At 41.0% G+C, this 23784-nt stretch carries 19 protein-coding genes and 1 riboswitch; of the genes, 13 read left to right on the top strand and 6 right to left on the bottom strand.

Going from position 1 to position 23784, the window contains the following annotated elements; translation table 11 throughout:
* Positions 1 to 10 precede the first annotated feature (10 nt).
* Together ACTHN6_RS12555 and ACTHN6_RS12560 are read left to right on the top strand one after the other, a co-directional pair.
* Positions 11 to 3175, top strand: coding sequence for an efflux RND transporter permease subunit (locus ACTHN6_RS12555; RefSeq protein ID WP_440436112.1), 3165 nt, complete (start codon positions 11 to 13; stop codon positions 3173 to 3175).
* A gap of 23 nt (positions 3176 to 3198) precedes the next feature.
* Positions 3199 to 4644, top strand: coding sequence for an efflux transporter outer membrane subunit (locus ACTHN6_RS12560; protein ID WP_440436113.1), 1446 nt, complete (start codon positions 3199 to 3201; stop codon positions 4642 to 4644).
* Between the two features lie 22 nt (positions 4645 to 4666).
* On the opposite strand, the gene ACTHN6_RS12565 is transcribed toward ACTHN6_RS12560, so the two are convergent.
* Together ACTHN6_RS12565 and ACTHN6_RS12570 are read right to left on the bottom strand one after the other, a co-directional pair.
* The gene (locus ACTHN6_RS12565; protein ID WP_440436114.1) at positions 4667 to 5353 is read right to left on the bottom strand and encodes a hypothetical protein; all 687 of its coding nucleotides are present in this window, start codon (positions 5351 to 5353) and stop codon (positions 4667 to 4669) included.
* A gap of 199 nt (positions 5354 to 5552) precedes the next feature.
* Positions 5553 to 6008, bottom strand: coding sequence for an FKBP-type peptidyl-prolyl cis-trans isomerase (locus ACTHN6_RS12570; protein WP_090654430.1), 456 nt, complete (start codon positions 6006 to 6008; stop codon positions 5553 to 5555).
* A gap of 153 nt (positions 6009 to 6161) precedes the next feature.
* Here ACTHN6_RS12570 and ACTHN6_RS12575 point away from each other — a divergent pair, with 153 nt between their 5' ends.
* Positions 6162 to 6554 carry an RNA-binding S4 domain-containing protein gene (locus ACTHN6_RS12575; RefSeq protein WP_440436115.1) on the top strand — a complete coding sequence of 131 codons (393 nt, stop codon included), beginning with the start codon at positions 6162 to 6164 and terminating at the stop codon, positions 6552 to 6554.
* 41 nt (positions 6555 to 6595) lie between these two features.
* Positions 6596 to 7282 (top strand): tRNA (guanosine(37)-N1)-methyltransferase TrmD, encoded by a 687-nt coding sequence (gene trmD / locus ACTHN6_RS12580; RefSeq protein ID WP_440436116.1) that lies wholly within the window; start codon positions 6596 to 6598, stop codon positions 7280 to 7282.
* 21 nt (positions 7283 to 7303) lie between these two features.
* Here the strand turns inward: trmD and ACTHN6_RS12585 are convergent, their stop codons facing one another.
* Positions 7304 to 7795 (bottom strand): thioredoxin family protein, encoded by a 492-nt coding sequence (locus ACTHN6_RS12585; protein ID WP_440436117.1) that lies wholly within the window; start codon positions 7793 to 7795, stop codon positions 7304 to 7306.
* A gap of 78 nt (positions 7796 to 7873) precedes the next feature.
* On the opposite strand from ACTHN6_RS12585, the gene ACTHN6_RS12590 reads away from it, so the two are divergent.
* A complete protein-coding gene (locus ACTHN6_RS12590; RefSeq protein WP_440436118.1) occupies positions 7874 to 8443 on the top strand; it encodes a MarC family protein in 570 nt (189 codons plus the stop codon).
* A gap of 49 nt (positions 8444 to 8492) precedes the next feature.
* On the opposite strand, the gene ACTHN6_RS12595 is transcribed toward ACTHN6_RS12590, so the two are convergent.
* Entirely contained in the window at positions 8493 to 9212 is a 720-nt protein-coding gene (locus ACTHN6_RS12595; RefSeq protein ID WP_440436119.1) for a diphthine--ammonia ligase, read from the bottom strand.
* 313 nt (positions 9213 to 9525) lie between these two features.
* Positions 9526 to 11385 (bottom strand): TonB-dependent receptor plug domain-containing protein, encoded by a 1860-nt coding sequence (locus tag ACTHN6_RS12600; RefSeq protein WP_440436120.1) that lies wholly within the window; start codon positions 11383 to 11385, stop codon positions 9526 to 9528.
* Between the two features lie 120 nt (positions 11386 to 11505).
* Positions 11506 to 11736: riboswitch (cobalamin riboswitch) on the bottom strand.
* Between the two features lie 119 nt (positions 11737 to 11855).
* Here ACTHN6_RS12600 and ACTHN6_RS12605 point away from each other — a divergent pair.
* The 5 genes from ACTHN6_RS12605 (at position 11856) to folE (ending at position 15408) form a co-directional block, all read left to right on the top strand.
* Complete coding sequence (locus ACTHN6_RS12605) at positions 11856 to 12416, top strand: RNA polymerase sigma factor (RefSeq protein WP_440436121.1); 561 nt, start codon at positions 11856 to 11858, stop codon at positions 12414 to 12416.
* Positions 12379 to 13779 (top strand): hypothetical protein, encoded by a 1401-nt coding sequence (locus tag ACTHN6_RS12610; protein ID WP_440436122.1) that lies wholly within the window; start codon positions 12379 to 12381, stop codon positions 13777 to 13779. The genes ACTHN6_RS12605 and ACTHN6_RS12610 overlap by 38 nt, the downstream gene beginning before the upstream one ends.
* Positions 13780 to 13960: 181 nt before the next feature.
* Positions 13961 to 14371, top strand: coding sequence for a 6-pyruvoyl trahydropterin synthase family protein (locus tag ACTHN6_RS12615; RefSeq protein ID WP_440436123.1), 411 nt, complete (start codon positions 13961 to 13963; stop codon positions 14369 to 14371).
* A 3-nt stretch (positions 14372 to 14374) separates the two neighbouring features.
* Positions 14375 to 14788, top strand: coding sequence for a 6-pyruvoyl trahydropterin synthase family protein (locus tag ACTHN6_RS12620; RefSeq protein ID WP_440436124.1), 414 nt, complete (start codon positions 14375 to 14377; stop codon positions 14786 to 14788).
* A gap of 23 nt (positions 14789 to 14811) precedes the next feature.
* The gene (gene folE / locus ACTHN6_RS12625) at positions 14812 to 15408 is read left to right on the top strand and encodes a GTP cyclohydrolase I FolE (protein WP_440436125.1); all 597 of its coding nucleotides are present in this window, start codon (positions 14812 to 14814) and stop codon (positions 15406 to 15408) included.
* 270 nt (positions 15409 to 15678) lie between these two features.
* Here folE and ACTHN6_RS12630 read toward each other — a convergent pair whose 3' ends face one another.
* On the bottom strand, positions 15679 to 16191 hold the full coding sequence (locus ACTHN6_RS12630; protein WP_440436126.1) for a GNAT family N-acetyltransferase: 513 nt from the start codon (positions 16189 to 16191) through the stop codon (positions 15679 to 15681).
* A 492-nt stretch (positions 16192 to 16683) separates the two neighbouring features.
* Between ACTHN6_RS12630 and ACTHN6_RS12635 the strand changes: the two genes are divergently transcribed.
* The 3 genes from ACTHN6_RS12635 (at position 16684) to ACTHN6_RS12645 (ending at position 23775) form a co-directional block, all read left to right on the top strand.
* Positions 16684 to 19848: a SusC/RagA family TonB-linked outer membrane protein gene (locus ACTHN6_RS12635; protein WP_440436127.1), complete on the top strand. Its 3165-nt coding sequence runs from the start codon at positions 16684 to 16686 to the stop codon at positions 19846 to 19848.
* 51 nt (positions 19849 to 19899) lie between these two features.
* A complete protein-coding gene (locus ACTHN6_RS12640; RefSeq protein WP_440436128.1) occupies positions 19900 to 21432 on the top strand; it encodes a RagB/SusD family nutrient uptake outer membrane protein in 1533 nt (510 codons plus the stop codon).
* 120 nt (positions 21433 to 21552) lie between these two features.
* On the top strand, positions 21553 to 23775 hold the full coding sequence (locus ACTHN6_RS12645; RefSeq protein ID WP_440436129.1) for an FG-GAP-like repeat-containing protein: 2223 nt from the start codon (positions 21553 to 21555) through the stop codon (positions 23773 to 23775).
* Positions 23776 to 23784 lie beyond the last annotated feature (9 nt).

The following is a 23784-nucleotide window of genomic DNA, read 5'->3' on the forward strand; positions in this document are numbered from 1 at the left end:
AAACTGATTTATGCTAAAAACATTTATAGAAAGGCCCGTTCTTTCAACGGTAATTTCGGTTATACTTGTCATATTGGGGCTCATCGGCATCTTTACTTTACCTATTACACTATACCCGGATATTGCGCCGCCCACGGTACGCGTTTCAGCTTTTTACCAGGGTGCTAATGCCGATGTGGTAATGAAGAGCGTTATCGTTCCGCTGGAGGAACAGATAAACGGCGTGGAGAACATGACCTATATGACCTCTTCTGCCGGCAACGACGGCTCTGCAGGCATTACTATTTATTTTAAACAAGGCACCAACCCCGATCTCGCAGCCGTAAACGTACAAAACCGCGTGTCAAGGGCAACGCCGCTGTTACCTGCCGAGGTAACAAGGGCCGGCGTTACCACTACCAAACAACAGAGCAGCATGGTAATGGTGTTTGGCCTGAACAGCAGCAACAAATCTTTTGATGCCAAGTTTTTGCAGAACTATGCCAATATCAACCTTGTGCCCATGATCAAAAGGATTAACGGCGTAGGTGATGCGCAGGCCTGGGGCACGGGTGATTACTCCATGCGGATATGGCTGAACCCTAATGCCATGGCCGTTTATGGTTTGGTGCCGGATGATATTACGAATGCATTGGCCGAACAAAATATAGAAGCAGCGCCGGGAAAGATTGGCGAAAACAGCAACCAGTCTTTTGAATATGTGTTGAAATATAAAGGCCGGCTTGAAAAGCCGGAAGAGTATGAAAACATTGTCATCCGCTCTGCCCGAAATGGCCAGTTATTAAGGCTGAAAGATGTGGCGCGTATTGAGCTCGGTTCATTGTATTATAATATTACGTCCTTAACGGATGGGCAGCCTTCCATTGTTTTAGGGATCTTTCAAACAGCGGGTTCCAATGCGCATGAAATGATCGGGGAAATTAACCGCACTTTAGACCAGGCGGCAAAAACATTTCCCCCCGGCGTTACCAAAACCATGATTTTTTCCGCAGACGATTTTTTAAATGTCTCCATAGAAAAAGTTGTCGAAACATTGCTTGAAGCATTCGTGTTGGTGTTTATAGTTGTGTTTATTTTTTTGCAGGACATCCGTTCCACTTTAATTCCGGCCATTGCCGTTCCGGTGGCTATTATCGGCACTTTCTTCTTTTTGCAATTGTTTGGCTTTACCATTAACCTGCTTACATTATTTGCGCTGGTACTGGCCATTGGTATTGTGGTGGACGATGCCATTGTGGTGGTAGAAGCCGTGCATGCCAAGCTGGATCATGGCGCTGAATCTGCCCGCAAAGCCACCCTGGAAGCAATGAGTGAGATCAGCGGCGCCGTAATATCCATCACGCTCGTAATGGCGGCGGTATTCCTGCCTGTTACTTTTATCACCGGTTCCACAGGAATCTTTTATAAACAGTTTGGTTTAACGCTGGCCGTGTCCATCATTATTTCTGCTGTAAATGCCTTAACGCTCAGCCCGGCGCTTTGTGCGTTGTTTTTAAAACCACACCATGAAAACAAACTACGCAAAGGTTTTATGCAACGTTTCTATGCAGCCTTCAATGCCGGTTTTGGCGCCATGACGAATAAGTACAAACGCTCTGTAAGCTTTTTGGCAAAGCGTAAATGGATAGCACTGGCAGGCATTGTTGCATTTGGTTTTTTATTATGGTATTTAATGAAAACCACGCCCGGCGGTTTTGTGCCGAATGAAGACCAGAAGTTTATTATGGCGGATATATCCCTGCCACCGGCCTCTTCACTTGAACGCACTTCTGTTATTTCCGACGAGGTAGCAAAGATCTGCAGCAGCATGCCGGAAGTGGCATCGGTAACGCAGGTAGGCGGTTTCGGGCTCTTAAGCGGAGGCAATGGCGGTTCGTATGCAGCTTTCTTTATGGAATTAAAACCCTGGGATGAACGCAAAGGCGACGAACATTCTGTTGATGCCGTGATACAGAAAATGTTTGCGCAAACAGCCGGTATAAAAGGTGCCAATATCCTGTTTTTTGCACCCCCGACACTGGAAGGTTTTGGTAATACCAGCGGGTTTGAGTTCCAGGTGCAGGACAGAACGGGTGGCGACATTAACAGCTTTGTACAGGTAAACAATAAATTTCTTGCAGCCCTGAACCAGCGGCCCGAAATACAATATGCCACGAGTTTTTTCAATACTAATTTTCCGCAATACGAGGTGGAGCTGAATGTACCGAAATGTAAAGAAGCCAATGTTTCGCCGGCTGCCGTTTTAGGCACATTGCAGGGTTATTATGGCGGATTATATGCCTCCAATTTTAATGAATTTGGCAAGCAATACCGCGTAATGGTGCAGGCCGATGCCGATTACCGTGGTACGGTGCAGGGCCTTAACAATATTTATGTGAGAACCGATAATAATGTAATGGCGCCGGTATCGGAATTCGTAACGCTAAAAAGAGTGTATGGGCCGGAGTTCATCAACCGCTTTAATATGTTTACCTCCATTGCCGTATCCGGTTCTCCGAATAAAGGGTATAGCTCAGGCGATGCCATTAAAGCCATACAGGAGACAGCTGCAGAAACTTTACCGGAAGGCTATAGTTACGAGTTTTCAGGATTAAGCAGGGAAGAAATATCAAGTGGCGGGCAAACCCTTTACATTTTTATTTTGTGCCTGGTGTTTGTGTATTTCCTGCTAAGTGCGCAGTATGAAAGTTATATCCTGCCTTTTGCCGTACTGTTGTCGTTGCCCATGGGTCTTGCCGGTGCATTTATATTCGCCAATTTATTTGGCGTTCAAAATAATATTTACCTGCAAATAACACTTATTATGCTTATTGGCCTGCTGGCCAAGAACGCCATTTTAATTGTGGAGTTTGCCGCCGCCAGGCGGCGGGAAGGCCAAACTATTGTGCAGGCAGCTATTAATGGCGCAGTTGCCCGTTTGCGCCCCATCTTAATGACATCGCTGGCTTTTATATTTGGTATTATGCCATTGATGGTTTCAGCGGGCGCCGGGGCGGCCGGTAACCGCTCTATTGGCACAGGCGCTGTTGGCGGCATGCTGATCGGCACCATACTCGGCGTATTTGTTATTCCAACGCTATTCATCATTTTTCAATCCCTGCAGGAAAAAATCAGCAGTAAGCCTTTGCCTGCTGCGCAAAATGCAGGAAATGAATCTTCATCAAATCAATCATAATTATCAAAACAGTTGATTGAACCATGATCAGAAAATATTTCAAACCACAATACATAATTCTTGCAGCTATATTGGCGGCAACATCATGCGTTACGCAGAAATACCAGCAGCCAGGCATGGATGTAAACGGGCAGTTATACCGGGATACAGCAGCTAATGTTGCTACAATCAGCGACACTTTAACAAGCGGCGATACATCTTCCATTGCTGATTTGCCTTACACGCAACTATTCAGTGATACAGTATTACAGCACCTTATAGCTGAAGGCATACATGAAAATCTTGATTTAAAAACAGCCATGCAGCGCATTAATGAAGCGTATGCTAATTTAAAGCAAAGCAAAGCCGCTTTCTGGCCCAGTCTTGATGCAGGCGCAAATGTTACCTTCAGCAAGCAATCGGCTGCCGCCCTTAATCTTCCACCGGAATATATCGGCACTTTTCCCCTCAGTACCACTAATTACCAGTTAAGCCTAACTACGAGCTGGGAAGCAGATATATGGGGCAAATTAAAAAGCACAAAAAAGGCAGCTTTTGCCAACTGGCTGCAAAGCGAAGCTGCTACACGTGCCGTGCAAACGCAATTAATTGCCAACATTGCCACTTATTATTATCAACTGCTTTCGCTGGACCAGCAATTAAAAATTACAGAAGAAACTTTAAAAACCAGGATTGACGAAGTAAAAACCATGAAGGCATTAAAGGAAAGCGCCGTAGTAACCGGTGCTGCCGTGGTGCAAAGCGAAGCCAACCGGTATGCCGCTGAAGTGTTGATTCCGGATTTGAAAAGAAATATACGCGAAACAGAAAATGCATTATGCGTTTTGCTGGCAAGAACGCCCGGTGCCATTAAACGCACATCAATGGATGAGCAAAAGCCTTATGGCAACCTGCAAACCGGCGTTTCTTCACTCCTGTTAAAAAACAGGCCCGATGTGCAGCAGGCTGAATTAGCCTTCAGAACGGCATTTGAAAATACGAATGTGGCGCGTACTTATTTCTATCCCCAGCTAACATTAACGGCACAGGGGGGTGCTTCCACGCTGCTTATTAAAAACCTGTTTGACATGTCAATCTTTTACAACATCGTTTCAGGCCTTACACAACCTATATTCAATAAAGGTCTAAACAAGGCGCGTTTGAGCATAGCGAAGGCGCAGCAGCAGGAAGCTTATTATGGCTACCGGCAAACTTTGCTAAATGCCGGCGGAGAAGTATCGAATGCATTGTATGCTTATCAAACAGCAATCGAAAAAGAGACAAGCCGGGGATTGCAAATAGAATCGCTGAATAAAGCGGTTAACTATACAAAGCAATTATTGCAATACAGCTCTGCAACAAATTATACGGATGTGCTTACCTCAGAACAATCTTTATTGGCTGCGCAATTAAGCGGGGTAAACGATAAGCTGCAGGAATTGCAGGCAATAGTTGAATTGTACAGGGCGCTGGGCGGTGGCTGGAAATAGGAAACAATTACCTGTTTACTCTTTAAGCTGAACAGAACAGGAATAATTTTTCGAGGTCATCAACCTTATCAAAACTCACCCTGTTTTGTTTGAGGTAGGTTTTAATTTTTTGTTCATTTGCGGGGAATGCTTTCATAAACGAGTTTTTATTAGCCCTGTTAAATTGTGCATTGCCCGTAACCAGCACGTATGTTGTTCTCACTGTTATTTCAATATCCTCACTCGCCACAAGTGTTTTCAGGCCGGTGTACAGAAAAAAATTCTTATAAGTTTCAATGCCCGATCCCACATGGTTTGGCAAACCAAGCGCACCAATTTTAACGGGTATGTAGCTGGCTGTACGTTCAACTGCAAGTTTTACCGCACCGGTAGCTGCAACAACCTGATAATATACATTATTGGCAAAAAAGAAAACTTCGTTGTTAATGTATATAGAATCCACTGTTGAAGGCTCTGCAATTACAAGGGTATCGCCTTGCGGGGAAATAAATTCCAGCTGGCAGATAGTTAAATTAAAATTCATCTTCGATTTAAGCGTATTGCCATCTTTCAATTTTACGATAGCATCACTGAAACGCGGAAAAAGATAATAGGATATGGAGGAAAGGCTTTCACCCGCCTTAACTGTTTTCTTTTCAGATGTTTGGGCAAAACAGGAGCTGCAGAAATAAAAAGTTATAAATGCAATTAGTTGAAAATGTTTTTTCATAAAATAAGCATAAGCAAATAGCAATTTACTCAGTTTATGAAAACGAAACATATTAACCTGCCGGTAAAAAGCATTAATAATTTTTGTTGGCAATTAAACAATTGTAATCCGGTATTGCAAATGGAAAAGGGTAAAAAAGAAGTTTAATGTTGCAGGCATCAAGTGCAGGTACAGCAACATTAAACTTTAGTGTATAGCATTAAGGAGCGATGATCAACGGGCTTTTGCCTTTAATATCAACCAGCTCCAGGTCAAATACAAGCTCTTTGCCGGCAAGTGGGTGGTTGGCATCAAGTGTAATAGATTCTTCATTAATGGCTGTAATTACAACCGGTAATTCCTGGCCATTGTCGCCATGCATTTGCAGGGTCATGCCAACTTCAGGGGTAATATCCGGCGGGAAATTTTTAATCGGAAATTCAATTACCATTTCTTCCTGTCTTGGGCCATAAGCTTCATCAGCCGGTATAGAGATGGTTTTTTTGTCACCAACAGCCATTCCGGTTACGCCTTCATCAAAACCCTTTATCACCATACCGCTGCCCACTTCAAATTCAAGTGGCTGGCGGCCTGCGCTGCTGTCGAATGTTGTGCCGTCTGTAAGGCGGCCATGATAATGTACTTTTATTTGGTCACCTTTTTTTACTTGTTGCATAAAATAATTTTTATGATGAATAATAATTTACAATCAAATTGTGTGCGGAACTATTAAGATAGGCCGGCGGCAAATGTATTATTTAATAATTATGCACCCGAAAAATAAAGGGGTAAGTGTTCTATTTTAGCAAACTATTCAACTCACTTATTAATGAAAGAGGAAAAAGAAAAGTTAAGGCTTGATAAATATTTATGGAGTATCCGCATTTTTAAAACAAGGGCGCAAGCTTCCGAGGCATGCGAAAAAGGCCGCGTTAGATTGAATGATGCACCGGTGAAAGCTTCAAGAAATGTAAACGTTGGTGATACATATGCTGTTAAAACAAATGATAGAAAATGGTTGATACAAGTGAGTGGCCTGCTTGATCATCGCGTGCAGCACAGCGAAGCCATTAAATATTATATTGATCTTACACCTGAAGAAGAAAAAGAAAAAATACAAATGCAGGCAGCAAGTTTTTATACCGGCAAACGCCTGAGCAAAACCGGCAGGCCTACTAAAAAACAAAGACGTAACCTGGATGAATTTAAGGATGATGTTTAATTAAAAAACACCACACTGCTATAGCCTTTTATCTTTGCGGGATGAAGATTGATATCCTTACTGTTTTGCCTGAGTTGCTGGAAAGCCCGTTAAATCACAGCATCATGAAAAGGGCACAGGAAAAAAACCTGCTTACCGTGCGGCTATTCAATTTACGCAAATGGGCGGTGAATGATTACGGCCAGGTGGATGACTATCAATACGGCGGCGGCGCAGGCATGGTAATGATGTGCGAACCTTTGGCAAATGCTATTGATGAACTGAAGCTCGAAACAAATTATGACGAGGTTATTTACATGACACCTGATGCAGAAATATTCAATCAAAAAATGGCCAACCAGCTTTCGCTGAAAGAAAACCTGCTCATTATTTGCGGGCATTATAAAGGCATTGACCAGCGCATACGCGATAATTATATAACGAAAGAAATTTCTGTTGGCAATTTTGTTTTAAGCGGCGGTGAGCTTGCGGCTGCTATTATTGTTGATGCCGTTGGCAGGTTAATTCCCGGCGTGCTGAATGATGAAACTTCTGCCCTCTTTGATTCTTTCCAGGACGATTTATTGGCGCCGCCGGTTTATACACGCCCTGCAAAATTCAGGGATTGGGAAGTTCCTGGAATTCTGTTAAGCGGTGATCCCAAAAAAATAGAAGCCTGGCGCTATGATAAAGCCGTTGAACTCACCAGGCTGAAAAGACCGGAACTTTTGAAAGAGGATGATGTATAACAGGAAAAGCTGTTGATCACTTTATTCTTTATAACTCTTTTGATCCAATGCTGCCGGGCTCCATGCTGTAAAGAAATCAGCTATTTTTTCTTTATTATAACCTTTGCCTTCTTCAAGATAAACAGAGTTTTGCGTGTGAATGCGGTTGCCGTTTTCATCAAGCACTATAAAAACAGGAAAACCGAAACGCTGCGGGTAACCGTATTTGGCAAACAGTTTTTGATTTTTATTTTCTTCACTGTAGTTAAGATGATAAACCACAAAATCTGCATTCACTATTGAATCGAGCTTTGCATCATTGGCAACCGTTATGCTAAAGCGTTTACACCAGCTGCACCAGTTGCCGCCGCCTTGTATCAATACATATTTATGGGTTGACTTTGCCAGTTTAACGGCTGCAGCAATTTCTTTTTCAGCATTAGCTTTGGGATTATATAAATGTGCAGTATCGGTGCTTTGCGATTGCGCCTGTAAAAAAATAAACAGGCCCAGCGTAAATAAAAATCCTTTCATTATATAAATTTAATTGAATGCAAATGTATTCATCGTTTAATGTCTTGCAAACGAAATTAACTTTGTATAAACCGTGGTATGGAATTAAACAAAATACTTACAGTAACATTTACATTATTTGCGGTTATTGATATTATAGGTTCAATACCAGTGCTTATAGCGCAAAAAAATAAAACCGGCCAGCTTAATTCATGGAAAGTAACACTGGCAAGCGGTGTTTTAATGCTGTTGTTTTTGTATGCCGGCAGGCCCATATTGAAAGTAATGAACCTGGATGTGCATTCCTTTGCTGTGGGCGGTTCCATTGTTATGTTTTTAGTTGGGCTTGAAATGGTGCTGGGCCTTGATATTTTTAAAGAAGAGCCGGGCTCAACCGGAACGCTGGTTCCCATTGCATTTCCGCTGATTGCAGGCACGGGAACGCTCACAACTATTATGTCGCTTAAAGCAAACTTTGAAGACAATTATATACTTATGGGCATTCTCATAAACCTTGTAATTATTTTCATAGCTCTCCATTTATTAAAATGGCTTGAAAAAATTTTAGGTAAAGCAGGCCTGATTGCGATACGTAAATTTTTTGGCGTTATACTGCTTGCTATCGCGGTAAAAATATTCGGCAGCAGCCTGCAGGCATTCGGGAAATAATATTGCCACAGATGCATAGATTTTATTTGTGTAGCTGTGGCTAATCCCACTAATTCACCATTTCAAGATCGCAAAACCAAAATCCATATTTCTTTTTTACATCGTCCACATTATTCAATCTTGACACTTCGTATTGCTTATACGTTGTTCTTCCCTGCTTAAACTTTACGGGCTGTTTAAATATAGGGCCGTCAAAAACAAAAGAATGAAACTCTCCATTTTCACCGCAGGGATCAACATTCTTTGGCAAGTCATTAATAAAAGATTCATCTATCAATCTTCCACAAAAATTTTTATCAAGAAAAGCAGCATTTACGCATGCGATAACAGCTTTAAAGCCAGTATCTACAAATTCTTTTATTAAAACAGCGGTATCCGTTTTCCACAATGGAAAAACACATTCCAGGCCGCCGGATTTTAGTTTTTCTTCCCGGTATGTTCTAAGGTCTTCCAGGAAAATATCACCATAGATGGATGTATAGCAGCCCTTATCTCTTAATACAGTCAATGCTTCGCGCATCTTTGTTTCATATTCTTCCATTGACGGATCTTCGGATAATTCAACTGTAATTAACGGTAATCCAATAGCCGCAGCCTGCGCTTCCGTTAGAGACCTTCGTACACCATGCATGGATACGCGGTTATGAACACTGTTAAAGCTTGTAAGCAAATACTGAATATCATACTCCCCTGAAAGCAATGCCTTATGTAAAGCTAATGCTGCATCTTTTCCCCCGCTCCAGTTAAAAAATGAAGGTGTCTTCAACATGGTTATTTTGGTTTGAGTAAATATCTTTTCTAAATAATACATTCCTGTTCTAAGCAGCAGCAAACAGTTTGCGCCTAAACAATCGCGGTAACGATCTTCAATAAAATCCTTTCCTCGATACTGAATTGTATGCCGTAACATTGGCACTGTAATATATTGCCTGCTTTGCGCTCAAAGATACAGCCGCAACGCGGACAAATCTTTTCTTCATAAGCAGGCATACAATATTATGCCTCTTCAATATTTCTTTGCCTTGACCAAATAAAGATTTTTATGGACATCCAAACACCGCGGCAACATTCTTATACGCGCTTTATAATTTGAAACGAAGGCCGGCATTTACCGTTGTGCCTTGTACAGCATAGCCATACACTTCATAGTAGTTTGTGGTATTGGCAATATTCTTTATATCAACAAAAACATTCAAATGTTTCTTCAGAAAACTGTATTGAATATAAGCGCCCCATAAAGTGTAAGCATTTAAATCAACCTGGGAAGACAGGAATGTTTCCGGATCAAAATAATTATCGGTGCGCTTGCCCGTTACCTGCAAAGTGGTGCTTACATACAAAGACGGTGTTATGTTATAACCTGCAAATAGTTTAACAGCATTCTTCGGCCTGCGCACAAGATTAAAATAGCTGGTGTCTTTACCGGAAGTTTTATCTGTAAGCTTGCCGGTTATATACGCATAAGAGGCGCTTAATTGCAAATTTTTGTTATTGTAATTCACCTCAGCCTGTACGCCATAATCATGTTGCCTGTTTAAATTTTCATAACCATTGGCGCCATAAATAATTACATCATTGATATAACGGTTAAAACCATTAACCGTAACCGCTAATTTTTTATCTATAAAAAAAGTTTGCGCACCGGCTTCCTGCGTGTTTGATTTTTCGGGCTTCAGGCGTGGATTAGCGCCATAAGGCCCAAACAATTCGCTGATAGAAGGCGCCCTGAAACCGCTTGTAACGTTTGCAAAAATTTTTACGGTATTGTTTATAAGATAAGAAGGATTAAAACTGTATGTAAGGTTATCGCCGTATTGATTGTGATGATTGTACCTGCCGCCGAGCTCAAGATTAAAACCATTATTACTGTGTAAAAAGAAAGATATATACGGGCTGATAATGCTGTTGGTGCTATCAACATCTTTTATTCTATAAGATTGATAATTCAATCCTGCCACCATTTGTATATGCCTGCTGAAGGTTTGATTGACGTAGGCTTCCGCATGATTAAACTTCCCGCTCGACTGAAAAGCATACGAGCTCCTGTAATCACGTTTTGTGAAATCATAGCCATAATTAAAATGCAAGCTGCCATTTTTATAATTATAGTTGCCGTTAAGCCCTGTATTTACAAGCGAAGAGATATATGTGTTTGGTGCATCCATAAATGCATCAGCATCATAACCGCCTTTAAAATGCGTGTAACGGAAATAAGGTGAAAGCTTAAACTTATCCGTTATATTAATACCAATAATTCCCTGCAAGGCATGCTGCGTAAATCCATCTTTATCAAAACCTGCTTTGCCTGTTGTATCTTTTGCTTCGCTTATGCCATCAGTATTATAATAAGTATAATTCAGATTATATTCCAGCAACTTAGCTTTCTGGCTTATATTGGCATTGCCTTTAATACTGTTATAGCTGCCATAAGTAAGCAACCCGTTTAACTGCGGCTTTTTTGTATCCGGTTTTTTTGAAATGATATTTACAACACCGGCCACTGCATTGGACCCATATAAAGTACTTTGGCTGCCCTGCAAAATTTCAATGCGCTCAACATTGTCGAGCGATAATAAACGCAAATCAAAGCTGCCGCCAACGCCTGCAGGTTCATTGAGTGGAATACCATCCAGTAAAATCAGGGTGTATTTATCTGTTGCGCCAAGCAGGTATAATGATTTGTCTTTGCCGGGATTGCTTGTTGCGCTGTTAATAGTAATGCCAACCTGTTCATTTAATATTTGCGCCAGGTCTTTGCTGCCGCTGCGTTCAATCTGGTCTTTGGTAATTACTTTAATAACCTTGCCCGTTTCGCTCATTTTCTTGGGCGATTTTGTTGCGGTAACTACTACATCATCCAATAAATTTTCTGATGAATCTGTTTGCGCTTTTACAAATTGTGTAAGCGCCAATACAAGTGCGGTAACAATAATTTTTTTCATGCTCATTCTTCTTTTGAATGTTTTAAATGTTTTTGAAGAATGAACTTTCGCGAAGAATAATAGAAATGAAAATGTCTTCTGCAGTAAGACCTTATCATTCTGCCTTTCACCCGAAAGCCCAGATAATATTTTTGTTTGGCAGGTCTTCTGGCTTGCCGGCTGCTGAAATCCTTCCCGTTCGTTCCCGAACAGTGGTTTTATATTCAGCAGGTGAATAATGAATAAGATAGAATACTCATAATTCACAAAGCTTACAGCTACGGGGATAGCTCCTGATTTTAACAGGATTCCCTTTTAATTTGTCAGATGAAAATTCTTCCATCCTTCAAAACCAAACCGGCGGCAAATGTAGTTATTTGAAAATATCAAAAAAGAAATGATTTTCCTTTCATAAAATTTCCGGCAGGCAACAAAAATTTTAGCCGTTATTGCAACGCTTTATCATTTGCCATTGTCAGCTAAACATCCGGATGGACTATAAAGAACTTGTAAAGAATTGCCTTAGAGGAAAGTCGGAAGCGCAAAAACAACTATATAATCATTTTGCAGCTGACATGTATGGCATTTGCTACAGATATACTAAATCTGCAGCCGATGCGGAAGATGTTTTGCAGGAAGGTTTTATAAAGGTTTTTCGCAATCTTCAGCACTACCGGCAGGAGGGCGAGCTGGGCGCATGGATACGGCGCATCATGGTAAATACAGCCTTGAATTATCTTAAGCAGAGTAAACGCTACAGCACAGAAATGCTATATGAAGAAGACAATCTTCACCCGGTATCTACAGAAAATCCGATGATTCATTTACAGGCAAAAGAACTGGCAGATTTAATACGGCAATTGCCAACCGGATGCCAAACTATTTTTAACCTTCACGCAGTGGAAGGTTTTACGCATGTGGAGATTGGCGAAATGCTGGGCATACATACCGGCACTTCAAGATCGCAGTATGCGAGGGCAAGAACAATGATGGTTGCCTGGATTGAGAAAAGAAATGAGAAAATTAAACAACAGCGGTATGCAGGAAAATGAATTTGAAAAACAGGTGAAAAATTTGATGGAGGGCTTTAAGCCGGCTCCGTCTGATGAAGCCTGGGCAAAAATAAGCCGCAGGCTGAAGGAGAAGCGCCGGCGCAGGTTGCCCTTCGTTTTTTTGCTGGCTACAGGTTTGGCTGCTGCGGGATTGCTATTTTATTACACAGGCAATAAAAAAGACACAGTACAAAATACAGTTGCAACAAATAACAGCAATACAGCTATTGCACAGGATAGCGCAGCCTTCGACTCAGGTGTAGCTGCAATAAACGATGAAGTTGAAAAGAACAATATTGATAGCCGCAAATCTCCATTGCCGCCAGCTAAAAGCCAGGTTAACTTCATCAGCAAAAACGGGCATGGGGTTGGTATTAACAAAAGCATCGGAAAAAATCAAACTCCTATTCCTTCAACTATAACAAAGGGCAATGCCTTAAACAGCAAAGAACAGCCCGGTAATGTTATAACAAATGCTAACAGTGATAACGATAAAGCTGATGCATTGCAAAAAGATATAACACAAGAGAATCCTGAAACAACCCAGGCCATCAATCAACCGCCGGTTACCATTGATAATAACATTGCTAAAAACGACTCAAGCAATACGCTGCACAATAATATAGAAATTGCAAAACCGGTTTTGCAAAACAATAAACTTCCTAAATGGCAGTGGGGTGTAAATGCTTCTTATGGAATGAACCATGCAATTAAAGGCCTTGGCAAACCCGAAAAGTTAGCATCGCAGGCATTATACTCTCCCACAGCTATAATCAGTGGTGACACGGTTTTCAATAAACATGCATATACTTTATCAAAAGCTTACAGTTTTGGGATTGAAGTACAACGCAGCGTATCAAAGAACAGTGTAATAGCCGCAGGATTAAATTTTACGCACCTTTCAACAGAATCTAACGTACGTGGTGTGATTAATGCGAATTATGCTATAAGCCCCAATAATATCGTAAACAATTATTACCGGCCGGGCATTGTGAAAGATTATACCAATAAATATAACTTTATAGAATTACCCGTTTCTTTTCAGCAGCATTTATTTCAGCGCAAAGTGTTTGCATTCGGTTATAATGCAGGGTTTTCTGTGCGGCAATTGCTCAATTCAAATTCTCTTATTTATAACGAAGAAAGCAATATCTATTTTTCAAATCCCGACTTGCTGCGTAAAACGCAATGGCAATTACAGGCGGGGCTTAATTTTAAATTCAACACCGGTAAAAACACGTCTGTTTATGCCGGCCCGCAGGTTTCTTACAGCTTATCAAACTTTACAAAAAGTAAAGACAACGGCAATTTTCATTTCATGACTTACGGGTTAAAAGCAGGCTTACTTTTTCATAAAAAATAGCGGTATTGTTATGCACGTTATACTACCGTACCAGGTTATAAAGCTTTGGCCATGAAAACCTGTTCCTTTTCAACTGTTTCACAATATTAATACTGAATTTCCTGAAACATAGCTTATAGTACGAGGCTTGCACCAAAAGCCTTCGTTTGCCGTAACTTTGCGCAAATTTTTTAAAGCAGCGATGGTTTATTTAACGAGGCTGGAGCATTTTAATGCAGCGCATAAACTATATAATCCCGCGTGGAGCAAGGAAAGAAATGAGGCCGTGTTCGGGGCCTGCGCCAACGAAAACTGGCATGGACACAATTTTGAGCTTTTCGTAACCGTGAAGGGCGTTCCGGATAAAAACACCGGTTTTATAATGGATGCCAAGCAATTAAGCCGCATTATAAAAGAGCGTGTAATTGAAAAGCTCGATCATAAAAATCTTAATCTCGACGTAGAATTCCTCGAAGGAAAAATGTGCAGCACAGAGAATTTGATAGTTGAAATATGGAAACAGCTTCAGCCACATATTCCTGCAAATGTTACCTTACACAGCTTAAAACTATATGAAACGCCGAGAATTTATGTAGAGTATTTTGGAGAATAAATTATGAACGAAAAAGTAGCCGTTTACCGCAAAGAACATTTTAATGCAGCGCACCGCCTGCATAACAATGCTTTTGATGAAGCCACCAATGAAAAGGTATTTGGTAAATGCAACAATCCAAATTTTCATGGCCATAATTATGAACTGATAGTAAAAATAACAGGCGTGCCCGATGCGCAAACAGGCTTTGTAATTGATCTTAAGGAATTAAGTGAAATCATCCGGGCAAATGTTTTGGCACGTTTCGATCATAAAAACCTCAACCTCGATGTTGAAGAATTTAAAAACTTAAACCCTACTGCAGAAAATATTGCTATTATCATTTATAAAATACTGCGGCCATTAATAAAGAGCGATTTTGATTTACAGGTGCGCCTGTACGAAACTGAAAGGAACTTTGTAGAGTACCCTGCATAAATATTTAACACAAAAGGAGAGCGATGTTATACGAAAAGAAAATCTATTATGATGAGGAAGCCATTAACAGCTTAAAGAAAAGTTATAGTAATATAATCGAAAGTATTGGCGAAGATGTGCAGCGTGAAGGCTTGCTGAAAACGCCCGAGCGTATTGCAAAAGCCATGTTGCATAATACGCAGGGCTATAGCCAGGATGCCATTGCAATATTAAATTCAGCCAAGTTTCATGAAAATATCAGCGAGATGATTGTTGTAAAGGATATTGAGCTGTATAGCATGTGCGAACACCACATGCTGCCTTTTTTTGGCAAAGCGCATATTGCTTATATACCTAATGGTTATATAACCGGTTTAAGCAAAATTGCCAGGGTGGTGGATGTTTTTTCGAGAAGACTGCAAGTGCAGGAAAGGCTTACAACACAAATTCTTGATGCTATAAAAGAAGCGTTAAACCCTCTTGGCGTGGCAGTAGTGATTGAGGCAAAACATTTATGTATGATGATGCGTGGCGTTCAGAAGCAAAATTCAGTAACAACTACATCTGCTTTTTTTGGCGAGTTTGAAAAATATCCAACCCGCAACGAATTTTTAAAGCTTATTGCATCCGATCTTGATTAATTGAAGCTTATCAGGTTTTTTGATGCGGAATGATAAAAATTCCATCCATTAAATACTATTAAACAGAGTGTTAAAAACGGTTGGTAAATAAAATGTGGGGAGTTTGTGTCATTTGACACAGTGTTACTTTTAATAATATAATTATCTTTGCAATTGATTACATAAATAAGTATTAACTTAATACATACGATATTTAACTTGGTGTTTTTCATAGGTTAGCAACGGCCAGCTCTTTTCAGGGCAGGCCTATTTTTTTAAATAGCACGTTCTTTAAACTGTCTCGTTTATATAAATATATCGTTGCGCTAATTCCTTTCCATTTTGTGTTATTCCATTTTCCTTAAACCCGCATTTAAGTAAAACTTTTTTAGAAGCATCATTCTGCACGGTTGTAATAGCGTGCAATTCTGAATATGCATGATGCTTAAAATAATAGTCTATTCCAGCCATTGTTAGTTCTGTGGCGTAGCCTTTGCCCCAGGCACCGGGCAGCAGCGCATAACCAATTTGTACTTTATGCTTCTCGTCTTCAAAAGGCAGGTAAATAAGTGCAAAAGTGCCAATAAAATTACGGCCGGTTTTCTCTGTAACACACCAGCGGCCAAGTCCTGCATGTTGCCTGTAAAACTGAATATTTTCATTCAGAAAACTATCAGATGCTGTCCTGGTCAAGGCTTTTCTTATATGCTTCATCACAGTCTCATTGCCATTTATCTGGAAAAAGCAGGTGGCGTCATCGTATGTAAATTCCCGCACGGTCAATCTCGTTGTTTCAAAAATCATAGTTGTAGTTTACACTTTGAACATATTAAAAACAGCTTTAAGACTAAAGCTGTTTAAACTGACTGCTTGTTTATGAGACAAAAAACTGATTGCATTCGCTTCACTGGAATTTATCTTTTTATACATCCTTCGTGACCATTTTTTCAATTTGGCAGCAAATTAAAAAAAAATTGATGCAATCGATTGCTAAAATAAATAAAATGTTACTTTAGCTCCGAAATCGATCTTTTATAGGATAAAATGTAACGATTGTGCAGAAAATAAATAAGATGAAAATGCAGCGCTAAGCTAAAAACAGGTGTCTTCTCCGTAATCGGTTTCTATAAACTATCGCAAATCCGGAATAGATGATTGCTTTGTTTTTCCATTAATATTTTTAGTACGACGACTGATATAATTGTTTGCTTACTATTCTTGATTTGTATTCACTGAACTTAATCTATAACCTAATACAGCTTTTTATTTCTAAAAACAACTCTTATGATTATCAACATGCCAAATCGACTAACGAGGTATTTGTTTGCTGTTGCCAGAAAACAGGTACTGACCATTTTAACGTTTATTTTTTTCTCGGCACTTCAAACCACTGCGAATGCCCAGACAGTACAGGGAAAAGTTACGGATGAAACAGGCAAACCTGTACCCGCAGCTTCCGTAACCGTAAAAGGAACTTCCCGAGGAACTACCACCAATGAAAACGGAGCATTTTCTATATCCGCATCGCCTGCGGATGTGCTGGTAATAAGCTCTGTAGGCTTTACCGCCCAGGAAATTGCGGTGGGCAATCAAAGCAACATAACCGTTTCATTAACCTCAACTAATTCCCAGCTTGAGCAGGTAATTGTTGTTGGTTACGGTACCCAAAAACGTACAAACGTGACGGGGGCTATTTCAACGGTTAACAATAAAACATTAAATGAAGTTCCTGTTGTAAGCGTGCAGCAGGCGTTACAGGGCCGTGTGCCTGGCCTTTCGGTTGTAAACAACGGGAGCCCCGGCACATCCCCGATTGTTACAATAAGAGGTATAAGTTCTATTAGTTATGCTTCTAACCCTTTATATGTGGTGGATGGCTTCCCTACAGGCGATCTCTCAACCATTGATACAAGGGATATAGAATCTGTAGATGTATTGAAAGATGCTTCCGCAGCCGCTATATACGGTTCCCGCGCCACCAGCGGTGTAATTATGATTACTACCAAAAAAGGCAGCAGGGATGGCAAATTTCATGTAAGCCTTAATTCTTATTATGGCATTCAGGATATTACCCAAAGATTAGACCTGCTAAATCCTGAACAATTTGATCAATATGCTATTGCTTACAGAGGAAGTTTAGTGCCCAGGCGTGATCCGGGCTACGATCCGGTATGGGTTAACCAGCCCATCTACGACGGCGCTGCCACCACTTATGGTAATAATGTTACCGACTGGCAGGATGCATATTTTAAACAAGGTTCAATGACGCAAACCAATATAGGTTTAAGTGGCGGTAACGATGTTTCCCGCTTTTATGCTTCTGCCGGCTTTTTTGATCAAAAAGGCACCTCACCTACCGTAGGTTATCGTCGTTATAACTTCCGTATAAATTCAGAACATAAAATTGGCAAGGTCTTCACTTTTGGCGAAAACCTCTATATGGCTTATGGCAACCAGGCTTATGACAATAATGAAACAGGCACAAGGTCAAACCTGGTGAATGTAATTAAACTGATGCCTTATATGCCGGTGTACGACCCTACCACTTCAGATGGCTTTAGGGGTGTAAACTCTGTATTGGACGGCGGCGACCCCACCAATCCAATTGAAGATGCAGTTGTGAAAAACCCGGGCAACAGGAAAGTGGCAAAAATTTTAGGAACAGCATATGCTGAAATAAATTTTACTGACTGGTTAAAGTTTCGCTCCACAATGGGTATTGATTATGCCAATGGATTAGACTATCGCTTTGCACCCATATTTAATGATGGTGGTACCGTAGCCGGCTCAAGTGCCATACTGGCTACCATTACTAACAACAGGTCAGTTTCTACTGTTCAGTTATATACTCAACAGCTTTCGTTTGATAAAACATTTGGCGATCATCATGTAACGGCAACTGCTGTATATGAATACCAGGGCCAGCGGGTACGCAATGAAAATGCAAGCGGCAACCAGGCTTCCAATGAACTCAAAACCTTGAACAATGCAAGTAATGTTTCTGTTCAAACGCTTATTGGAGAAAATTCCCTTATATCCTATCTCGGTCGTGTTACCTACGATTATAAAGGAAAATATTTGTTAAGCGGCGCCATACGCCGGGATGGCCTTTCTGTGTGGGCTCCAGGCAGAAAATGGGCAACCTTTCCGTCCGGTTCTGTAGGCTGGAGAATAGACCAGGAAGATTTTATGAAAGACCAGGAAACGATTTCTGAACTGAAAGTACGTGCTGGTTATGGTGTCACAGGCCTTAATGGTACTGTTTTAGGGAATACACCCTGGCTGGTAAGTGTTAGTTCCAACAGCGCGTACTATCCTTTTGGTGATGTTCTAACAAGTGGCCCGGTGTCTTCAATTCAGGCATTAGGTAATTCAAATTTGAACTGGGAAACTACCAAACAGCTAAATATAGGTTTGGATCTTGGCTTGCTGAATAATTCAATCACCTTATCAGCCGAATATTACCAGCGTAAAACAGATAACCTGATCATTGCACTTCCCATCGCACCTTCACTTGGATTCTTAAACGGTACTGTGAATCAAAACGTAGCAGCAATGAGAAACAATGGTTTTGAGTTTCAGTTAGGTTATAACGAAACGCAAGGTGATTTTACCTGGAACGCAACAGCCAATCTCAGCGTTATTTCCAATAAAGTACTTTCCCTTGCAGAAGGCGTAACTAATATAGAAGCCGGTTCAGATGTTGACCTCACGGAAGGGTACAATGTTACCAATACGGCACCAGGCCATCCAGTTCAATCTTTTTATGGCTGGGTAATAGAAGGGATATTTCAATCTCAGGATGAGATTGATAAACATGCAACACAGGTTGCCCCTCAGGATCCATCACAACCCCGTACATCCCCCGGCGATTTTAAATTCAAAGACCTGAATGGTGATGGTGTTATTGACGGTAATGACCGTACATTTTTAGGCAGTTTTATTCCAAAATTCACGTATGCACTTAATGCCGGCGCGAACTATAAAGGGTTTGGCCTGACTGTTTTCTTCCAGGGTGTACAAGGCAACAAAATATACAATGCGTTGCGCACTACCACAGAAGGAATGGTACGTTTCTTTAATGCCGGTACCAGAGTATTAGATGCGTGGACGCCGTCGAATACAAATACCAATGTTCCCCGTGCTGTCTCTTCTGATCCTAATCAGAATGCCAGGCCTTCAGGACGCTTTTTGGAAGATGGCTCTTATCTCCGTCTTAAAAATATCATGTTGAGCTATAATGTTGCAGATAAATCATTGCAGTCTATTACTAGAGGAGCAGTTAAGAACCTTACTATTTACGTATCAGCACAAAACATTCTGACGTTTACAAAATACAGCGGCTATGATCCTGAGGTGGGTAACAGAAATCCAAGTGGTTCATCGCTAACCAATGGCATTGACTATGCCGTATATCCGCAGCCTAAAGGCTATCAGGTAGGTATTAACGTAAACTTTTAAAAAACGCCTGTGTTTAAAGCAAGCGTCTGATTAACACACAAAAATTAAAAGATGAAACCAAATAATATAAAACGAAACATAACGGTACTGGCTGTAACCACTGTGATAGGTACAGCTGCCATAGTAGCCTGTAATAAAAAACTGGATGTTACCGACCAGAATAACCCCACTGTACAGAGCTATTTTAAAACCGCTACCGAGTTGCAAAACGGCGTAAACGGTATATATTCTATTTTACGCGCCGGCAATTTGGTTGGCCGCGAATGGTTTTTCACGCACGATATGCGGGGCGCCGAAACCGCAGCGGGCGGCTCTCAACTGGAAGCTCCAAGAGCTGAGCTGTTGAAGCAAGCCTCACCATCCGCTTCCAATACCGTAATCACGAGCGTTTGGAGTGGATGTTACCAAATGATAAACAGGGCTAACCTCGTTATTGCAAAAGCGCCTGATGTAACAGATGATGTGGCATCAAGAGATATATCGGTTGGAGAAGCCGAATTCCTGCGGGCATGGGCCTATTTTGAACTGGTAACAATGTGGGGCGATGTCCCCATGTACACAGAACCTATTGCAACACCATCCGATTATAAAGGGAAATCTGCAGCCGCCGACATTTATTCTTTAATAATAAGTGATCTTACAGATGCAGCAGCTAAATTACCCGATGCTCAATCCCAGCCTGGTCGCGCAACAAAAGGCGCTGCCTATGCCATGCTTGGCAAAGTGCAAATGCAAAAAGGAGATTATGCAGCAGCAAAAGAAGCGTTGCTGAAAATATACGGCAAATACAGCCTCGTACCTTTTCTGCATAATTTTGATGGAGACGTTAAATTGGGAGGCAACCAGATTGCAACAGGGAATGAATACAATGCCGAATCTGTTTTTGAGGTAGCTTTTGTGGATAAAGGCGATAATAACTTTAACTGGGGTTATACAGGTGAAGGCCCCACCGCAAACGCAAGTACTATGCGCAGCCAGGAGTATGGAATAGTTTGGGGCAACGTAGTTCCTTCCGATGCGGTACTGGATGAATTTGAGCCCAACGACCCAAGGTATAAATATACCTTTTTTGAATCCGGCGACATGATTGAAACCATGGCTGGCACACAAACAGGCACACAACTTACTGAATCAGGAATGAACGTGGCCCAAAGTACCAGGAATGGCGTAAAGAAAAAAAGGGTATATCGCAAATATTCAATTCTTGACTGGACTGCCGATGGTTTTCATCCGGATGGTTTAAACCAGCGCATAATCCGTTATGCCGATGTATTATTGATGCTCGCCGAATGTGAAGCAGAAGCCGGCACACCGGCCAATGCCGCCAAATACATAAACGAAGTGCGCGCAAGGCCAGGTGTAAATATGCCTCCGGTTACAGTTGCTACAAAAAACCAGGCAATTGCAGCTGTAATGCATGAAAGAACAGTAGAATTATGTGGTGAAGAAGTAAACAATATTGACATTTTAAGATGGCGGGCAAAAGGTTATTATCCATCCATACGCCCTGATCCAAAACCCGGGCAGGTAGAATTCTTCCCGATCCCGGCCAGCGAAACAGCCGCTAATCCATTGGTAAAATAAATTAATGATCGTTTTCAATGCAATAGAGGCTACCTGGTAGCCTCTATTTTTTTATTGACAACTCACATATATTTCCATTTGAATTCTTTTATTTGATATAATAATTTTAAGAAGGGCGCAATGTCAAAAAAAGGCATAATTATACTTTTACTTTTCGCAATATCTATTGCTTCCTGCAAGCAGAAACCATTGCCCAATCAATACATGATTGATATTTTGAAGGCAAAAGAAAAAGAATACAACAATCCAAACAATCTTTTCAGCCCGTCTGCTTTAGTAAAACTTTGCGACTCCGTATTGAACAACACTTCTGATAAAGAGATGATATTCCAGGCACTGAACAAAAAAGCCAATGCACTTTTACAGTTGGGAGAAGAACAAAAAGCAATTGATATTTTTCAGGATATGCTTGATAAAACCGGTGGTGATCTCGACCGGCGGCAATCCATCCTGAAAGATCTTGCCATCTCCTATTTAAGATTAGGCGAAAGAATGAACTGCATTAATAACCACAGTGCAGCATCCTGCATCTATCCTATTGCAAATGGCGGTATTCACAAAAACAAAACGCCTTCCGAAAAAGCCATTGAGTTATATACGCAGGTATTAATGGATAACCCCGGCGACCTTGAATCAAAATGGTTATTGAATATTGCTTATATGACAATAGGCGCATATCCCAAACAGGTGCCGCCGCAATTTCTTTTAGCTGTAAAAAATGATGACAGCCTGCATAGTGTAAAACCATTTATTGATGTAGCGGCAAACATTGGCCTTAACTATAAATGCCAGGCAGGTGGCAATATTGTTGATGATTTTAATAATGATGGCTATCCCGATATAGTAATAAGCAGCTGGTCGCTCAGCGAGCCAATGCATTATTACAGGAACAACGCTGATGGCACTTTTACTGATATCGCTGATTCGTCCTGGCTATGCAAATTAACCGGCGGCCTTAACATGATGCAAACAGATTATAACAACGACGGTTTCAAAGACATCTTTATAACAAGGGGCGGCTGGAAAGGCGCTTATGGAAAAAGCCCCAATTCTTTATTAAGAAATAATGGTAATGGCACTTTTACCGATGTTACAAAAGAAAGCGGCCTGCTTTCATTTCATCCAACACAAACGGCAACCTGGGCCGACTTTAATAATGATGGCTGGCTTGATGTTTTCATAGGCAACGAAACAGAACCTGGAGGCGAAATGCATCCATGCGAATTGTATATGAATAACAAAAACGGCACATTTACCGAAGCCGCGGCAAAAGCAGGCTGCGCTATAACACAGTTTGTAAAGGGCGTTACATCCGGCGATTATAATAACGATGGATTAACAGATATTTTTATTTCTACATTAAATGGCAATAAAATATTATTGAAAAACATTTCGGTTAAGAACGGTGCCGTAAAGTTTGAAGATGTAAGCAAACAGTCAGGCCTTAGCAATAACGTCACCCGCAGCTTCCCCACATGGTTTTGGGATTATGATAATGACGGCTGGCTTGACATTTTAGTGTGCTGTTATGAATTCACCGAATCGCTTGCTTATTATGCAGGTGCCGAAGCCGCCAACGCCCCCGTAAACAATGCCGGAAAGGTTTTCCTGTTCAGAAATAAACATAATGGCACATTTGAAGATGTATCTGCCAAAGTGGGACTAAATAAGATTGCCTTTGCAATGGGCTCCAATTTTGGCGATATAGATAATGATGGCTACCTCGATTTTTATCTCGGCACCGGCAATCCCAATCTTAAATCGGCAGTGCCAAATAAATTGTTTAAAAACATAAATGGTGAAAGGTTTTTAGATATTACAACGGCTGCACGGGTGGGCAACTTGCAAAAAGGCCATGGCGTTTCTTTTGTTGATCTTGACAACGATGGCAATGAAGATATCTATATAAAAATGGGTGGCGCTTATTCGGGCGATGCCTATGAAAATTCATTGTATTTAAACCCCGGCCAAAATAATAATCACTGGATAAATCTTTCCCTTGAAGGAACAATTTCAAATAGAGCAGCCATCGGTGCAAGAATAAAGGTTACATTCAAAGACAGCAATACAGCACGTTCTGTTTACCGCGATGTAAACAGCGGCGGCAGCTTTGGCGCCAATCCTTTGCTTCAACATATTGGCATTGGCGGTGCAACTGCTGTTGACAAAGTTGAAATAACATGGCCCGTAACAGGAAAGGTGCAGGTGTTTGAAAACCTGCCTTCAAATACAAATATTAAAATACGTGAAGGCGATAGAAATTACAACACCTATCAACTTAAACGATTTGATTTTACACATGGCAAACAGCTTATGCATGATCATACTGAACAACATCATTAAAGCAAGCCT

This window comes from Parafilimonas sp., from assembly GCF_051953455.1.
Classification (GTDB): Bacteria; Bacteroidota; Bacteroidia; order Chitinophagales; family Chitinophagaceae; genus Parafilimonas.

Bases quoted from the DNA above. Each gene is read 5' to 3' on its own strand.
- ACTHN6_RS12590 (WP_440436118.1), top strand. From the start codon at position 7,874: ATGGAATTAAACAAAATACTTACAGTAACATTTACATTATTTGCGGTT.
- ACTHN6_RS12620 (WP_440436124.1), top strand. From the start codon at position 14,375: ATGAACGAAAAAGTAGCCGTTTACCGCAAAGAACATTTTAATGCAGCG.
- ACTHN6_RS12575 (WP_440436115.1), top strand. From the start codon at position 6,162: ATGAAAGAGGAAAAAGAAAAGTTAAGGCTTGATAAATATTTATGGAGT.
- ACTHN6_RS12565 (WP_440436114.1), bottom strand. From the start codon at position 5,353: ATGAAAAAACATTTTCAACTAATTGCATTTATAACTTTTTATTTCTGC.
- folE (WP_440436125.1), top strand. From the start codon at position 14,812: ATGTTATACGAAAAGAAAATCTATTATGATGAGGAAGCCATTAACAGC.
- ACTHN6_RS12600 (WP_440436120.1), bottom strand. From the start codon at position 11,385: ATGAAAAAAATTATTGTTACCGCACTTGTATTGGCGCTTACACAATTT.
- ACTHN6_RS12610 (WP_440436122.1), top strand. From the start codon at position 12,379: ATGAGAAAATTAAACAACAGCGGTATGCAGGAAAATGAATTTGAAAAA.
- ACTHN6_RS12615 (WP_440436123.1), top strand. From the start codon at position 13,961: ATGGTTTATTTAACGAGGCTGGAGCATTTTAATGCAGCGCATAAACTA.
- trmD (WP_440436116.1), top strand. From the start codon at position 6,596: ATGAAGATTGATATCCTTACTGTTTTGCCTGAGTTGCTGGAAAGCCCG.
- ACTHN6_RS12630 (WP_440436126.1), bottom strand. From the start codon at position 16,191: ATGATTTTTGAAACAACGAGATTGACCGTGCGGGAATTTACATACGAT.
- ACTHN6_RS12640 (WP_440436128.1), top strand. From the start codon at position 19,900: ATGAAACCAAATAATATAAAACGAAACATAACGGTACTGGCTGTAACC.
- ACTHN6_RS12635 (WP_440436127.1), top strand. From the start codon at position 16,684: ATGCCAAATCGACTAACGAGGTATTTGTTTGCTGTTGCCAGAAAACAG.
- ACTHN6_RS12570 (WP_090654430.1), bottom strand. From the start codon at position 6,008: ATGCAACAAGTAAAAAAAGGTGACCAAATAAAAGTACATTATCATGGC.
- ACTHN6_RS12555 (WP_440436112.1), top strand. From the start codon at position 11: ATGCTAAAAACATTTATAGAAAGGCCCGTTCTTTCAACGGTAATTTCG.
- ACTHN6_RS12560 (WP_440436113.1), top strand. From the start codon at position 3,199: ATGATCAGAAAATATTTCAAACCACAATACATAATTCTTGCAGCTATA.
- ACTHN6_RS12585 (WP_440436117.1), bottom strand. From the start codon at position 7,795: ATGAAAGGATTTTTATTTACGCTGGGCCTGTTTATTTTTTTACAGGCG.
- ACTHN6_RS12645 (WP_440436129.1), top strand. From the start codon at position 21,553: ATGTCAAAAAAAGGCATAATTATACTTTTACTTTTCGCAATATCTATT.
- ACTHN6_RS12605 (WP_440436121.1), top strand. From the start codon at position 11,856: ATGGACTATAAAGAACTTGTAAAGAATTGCCTTAGAGGAAAGTCGGAA.
- ACTHN6_RS12595 (WP_440436119.1), bottom strand. From the start codon at position 9,212: ATGTTGAAGACACCTTCATTTTTTAACTGGAGCGGGGGAAAAGATGCA.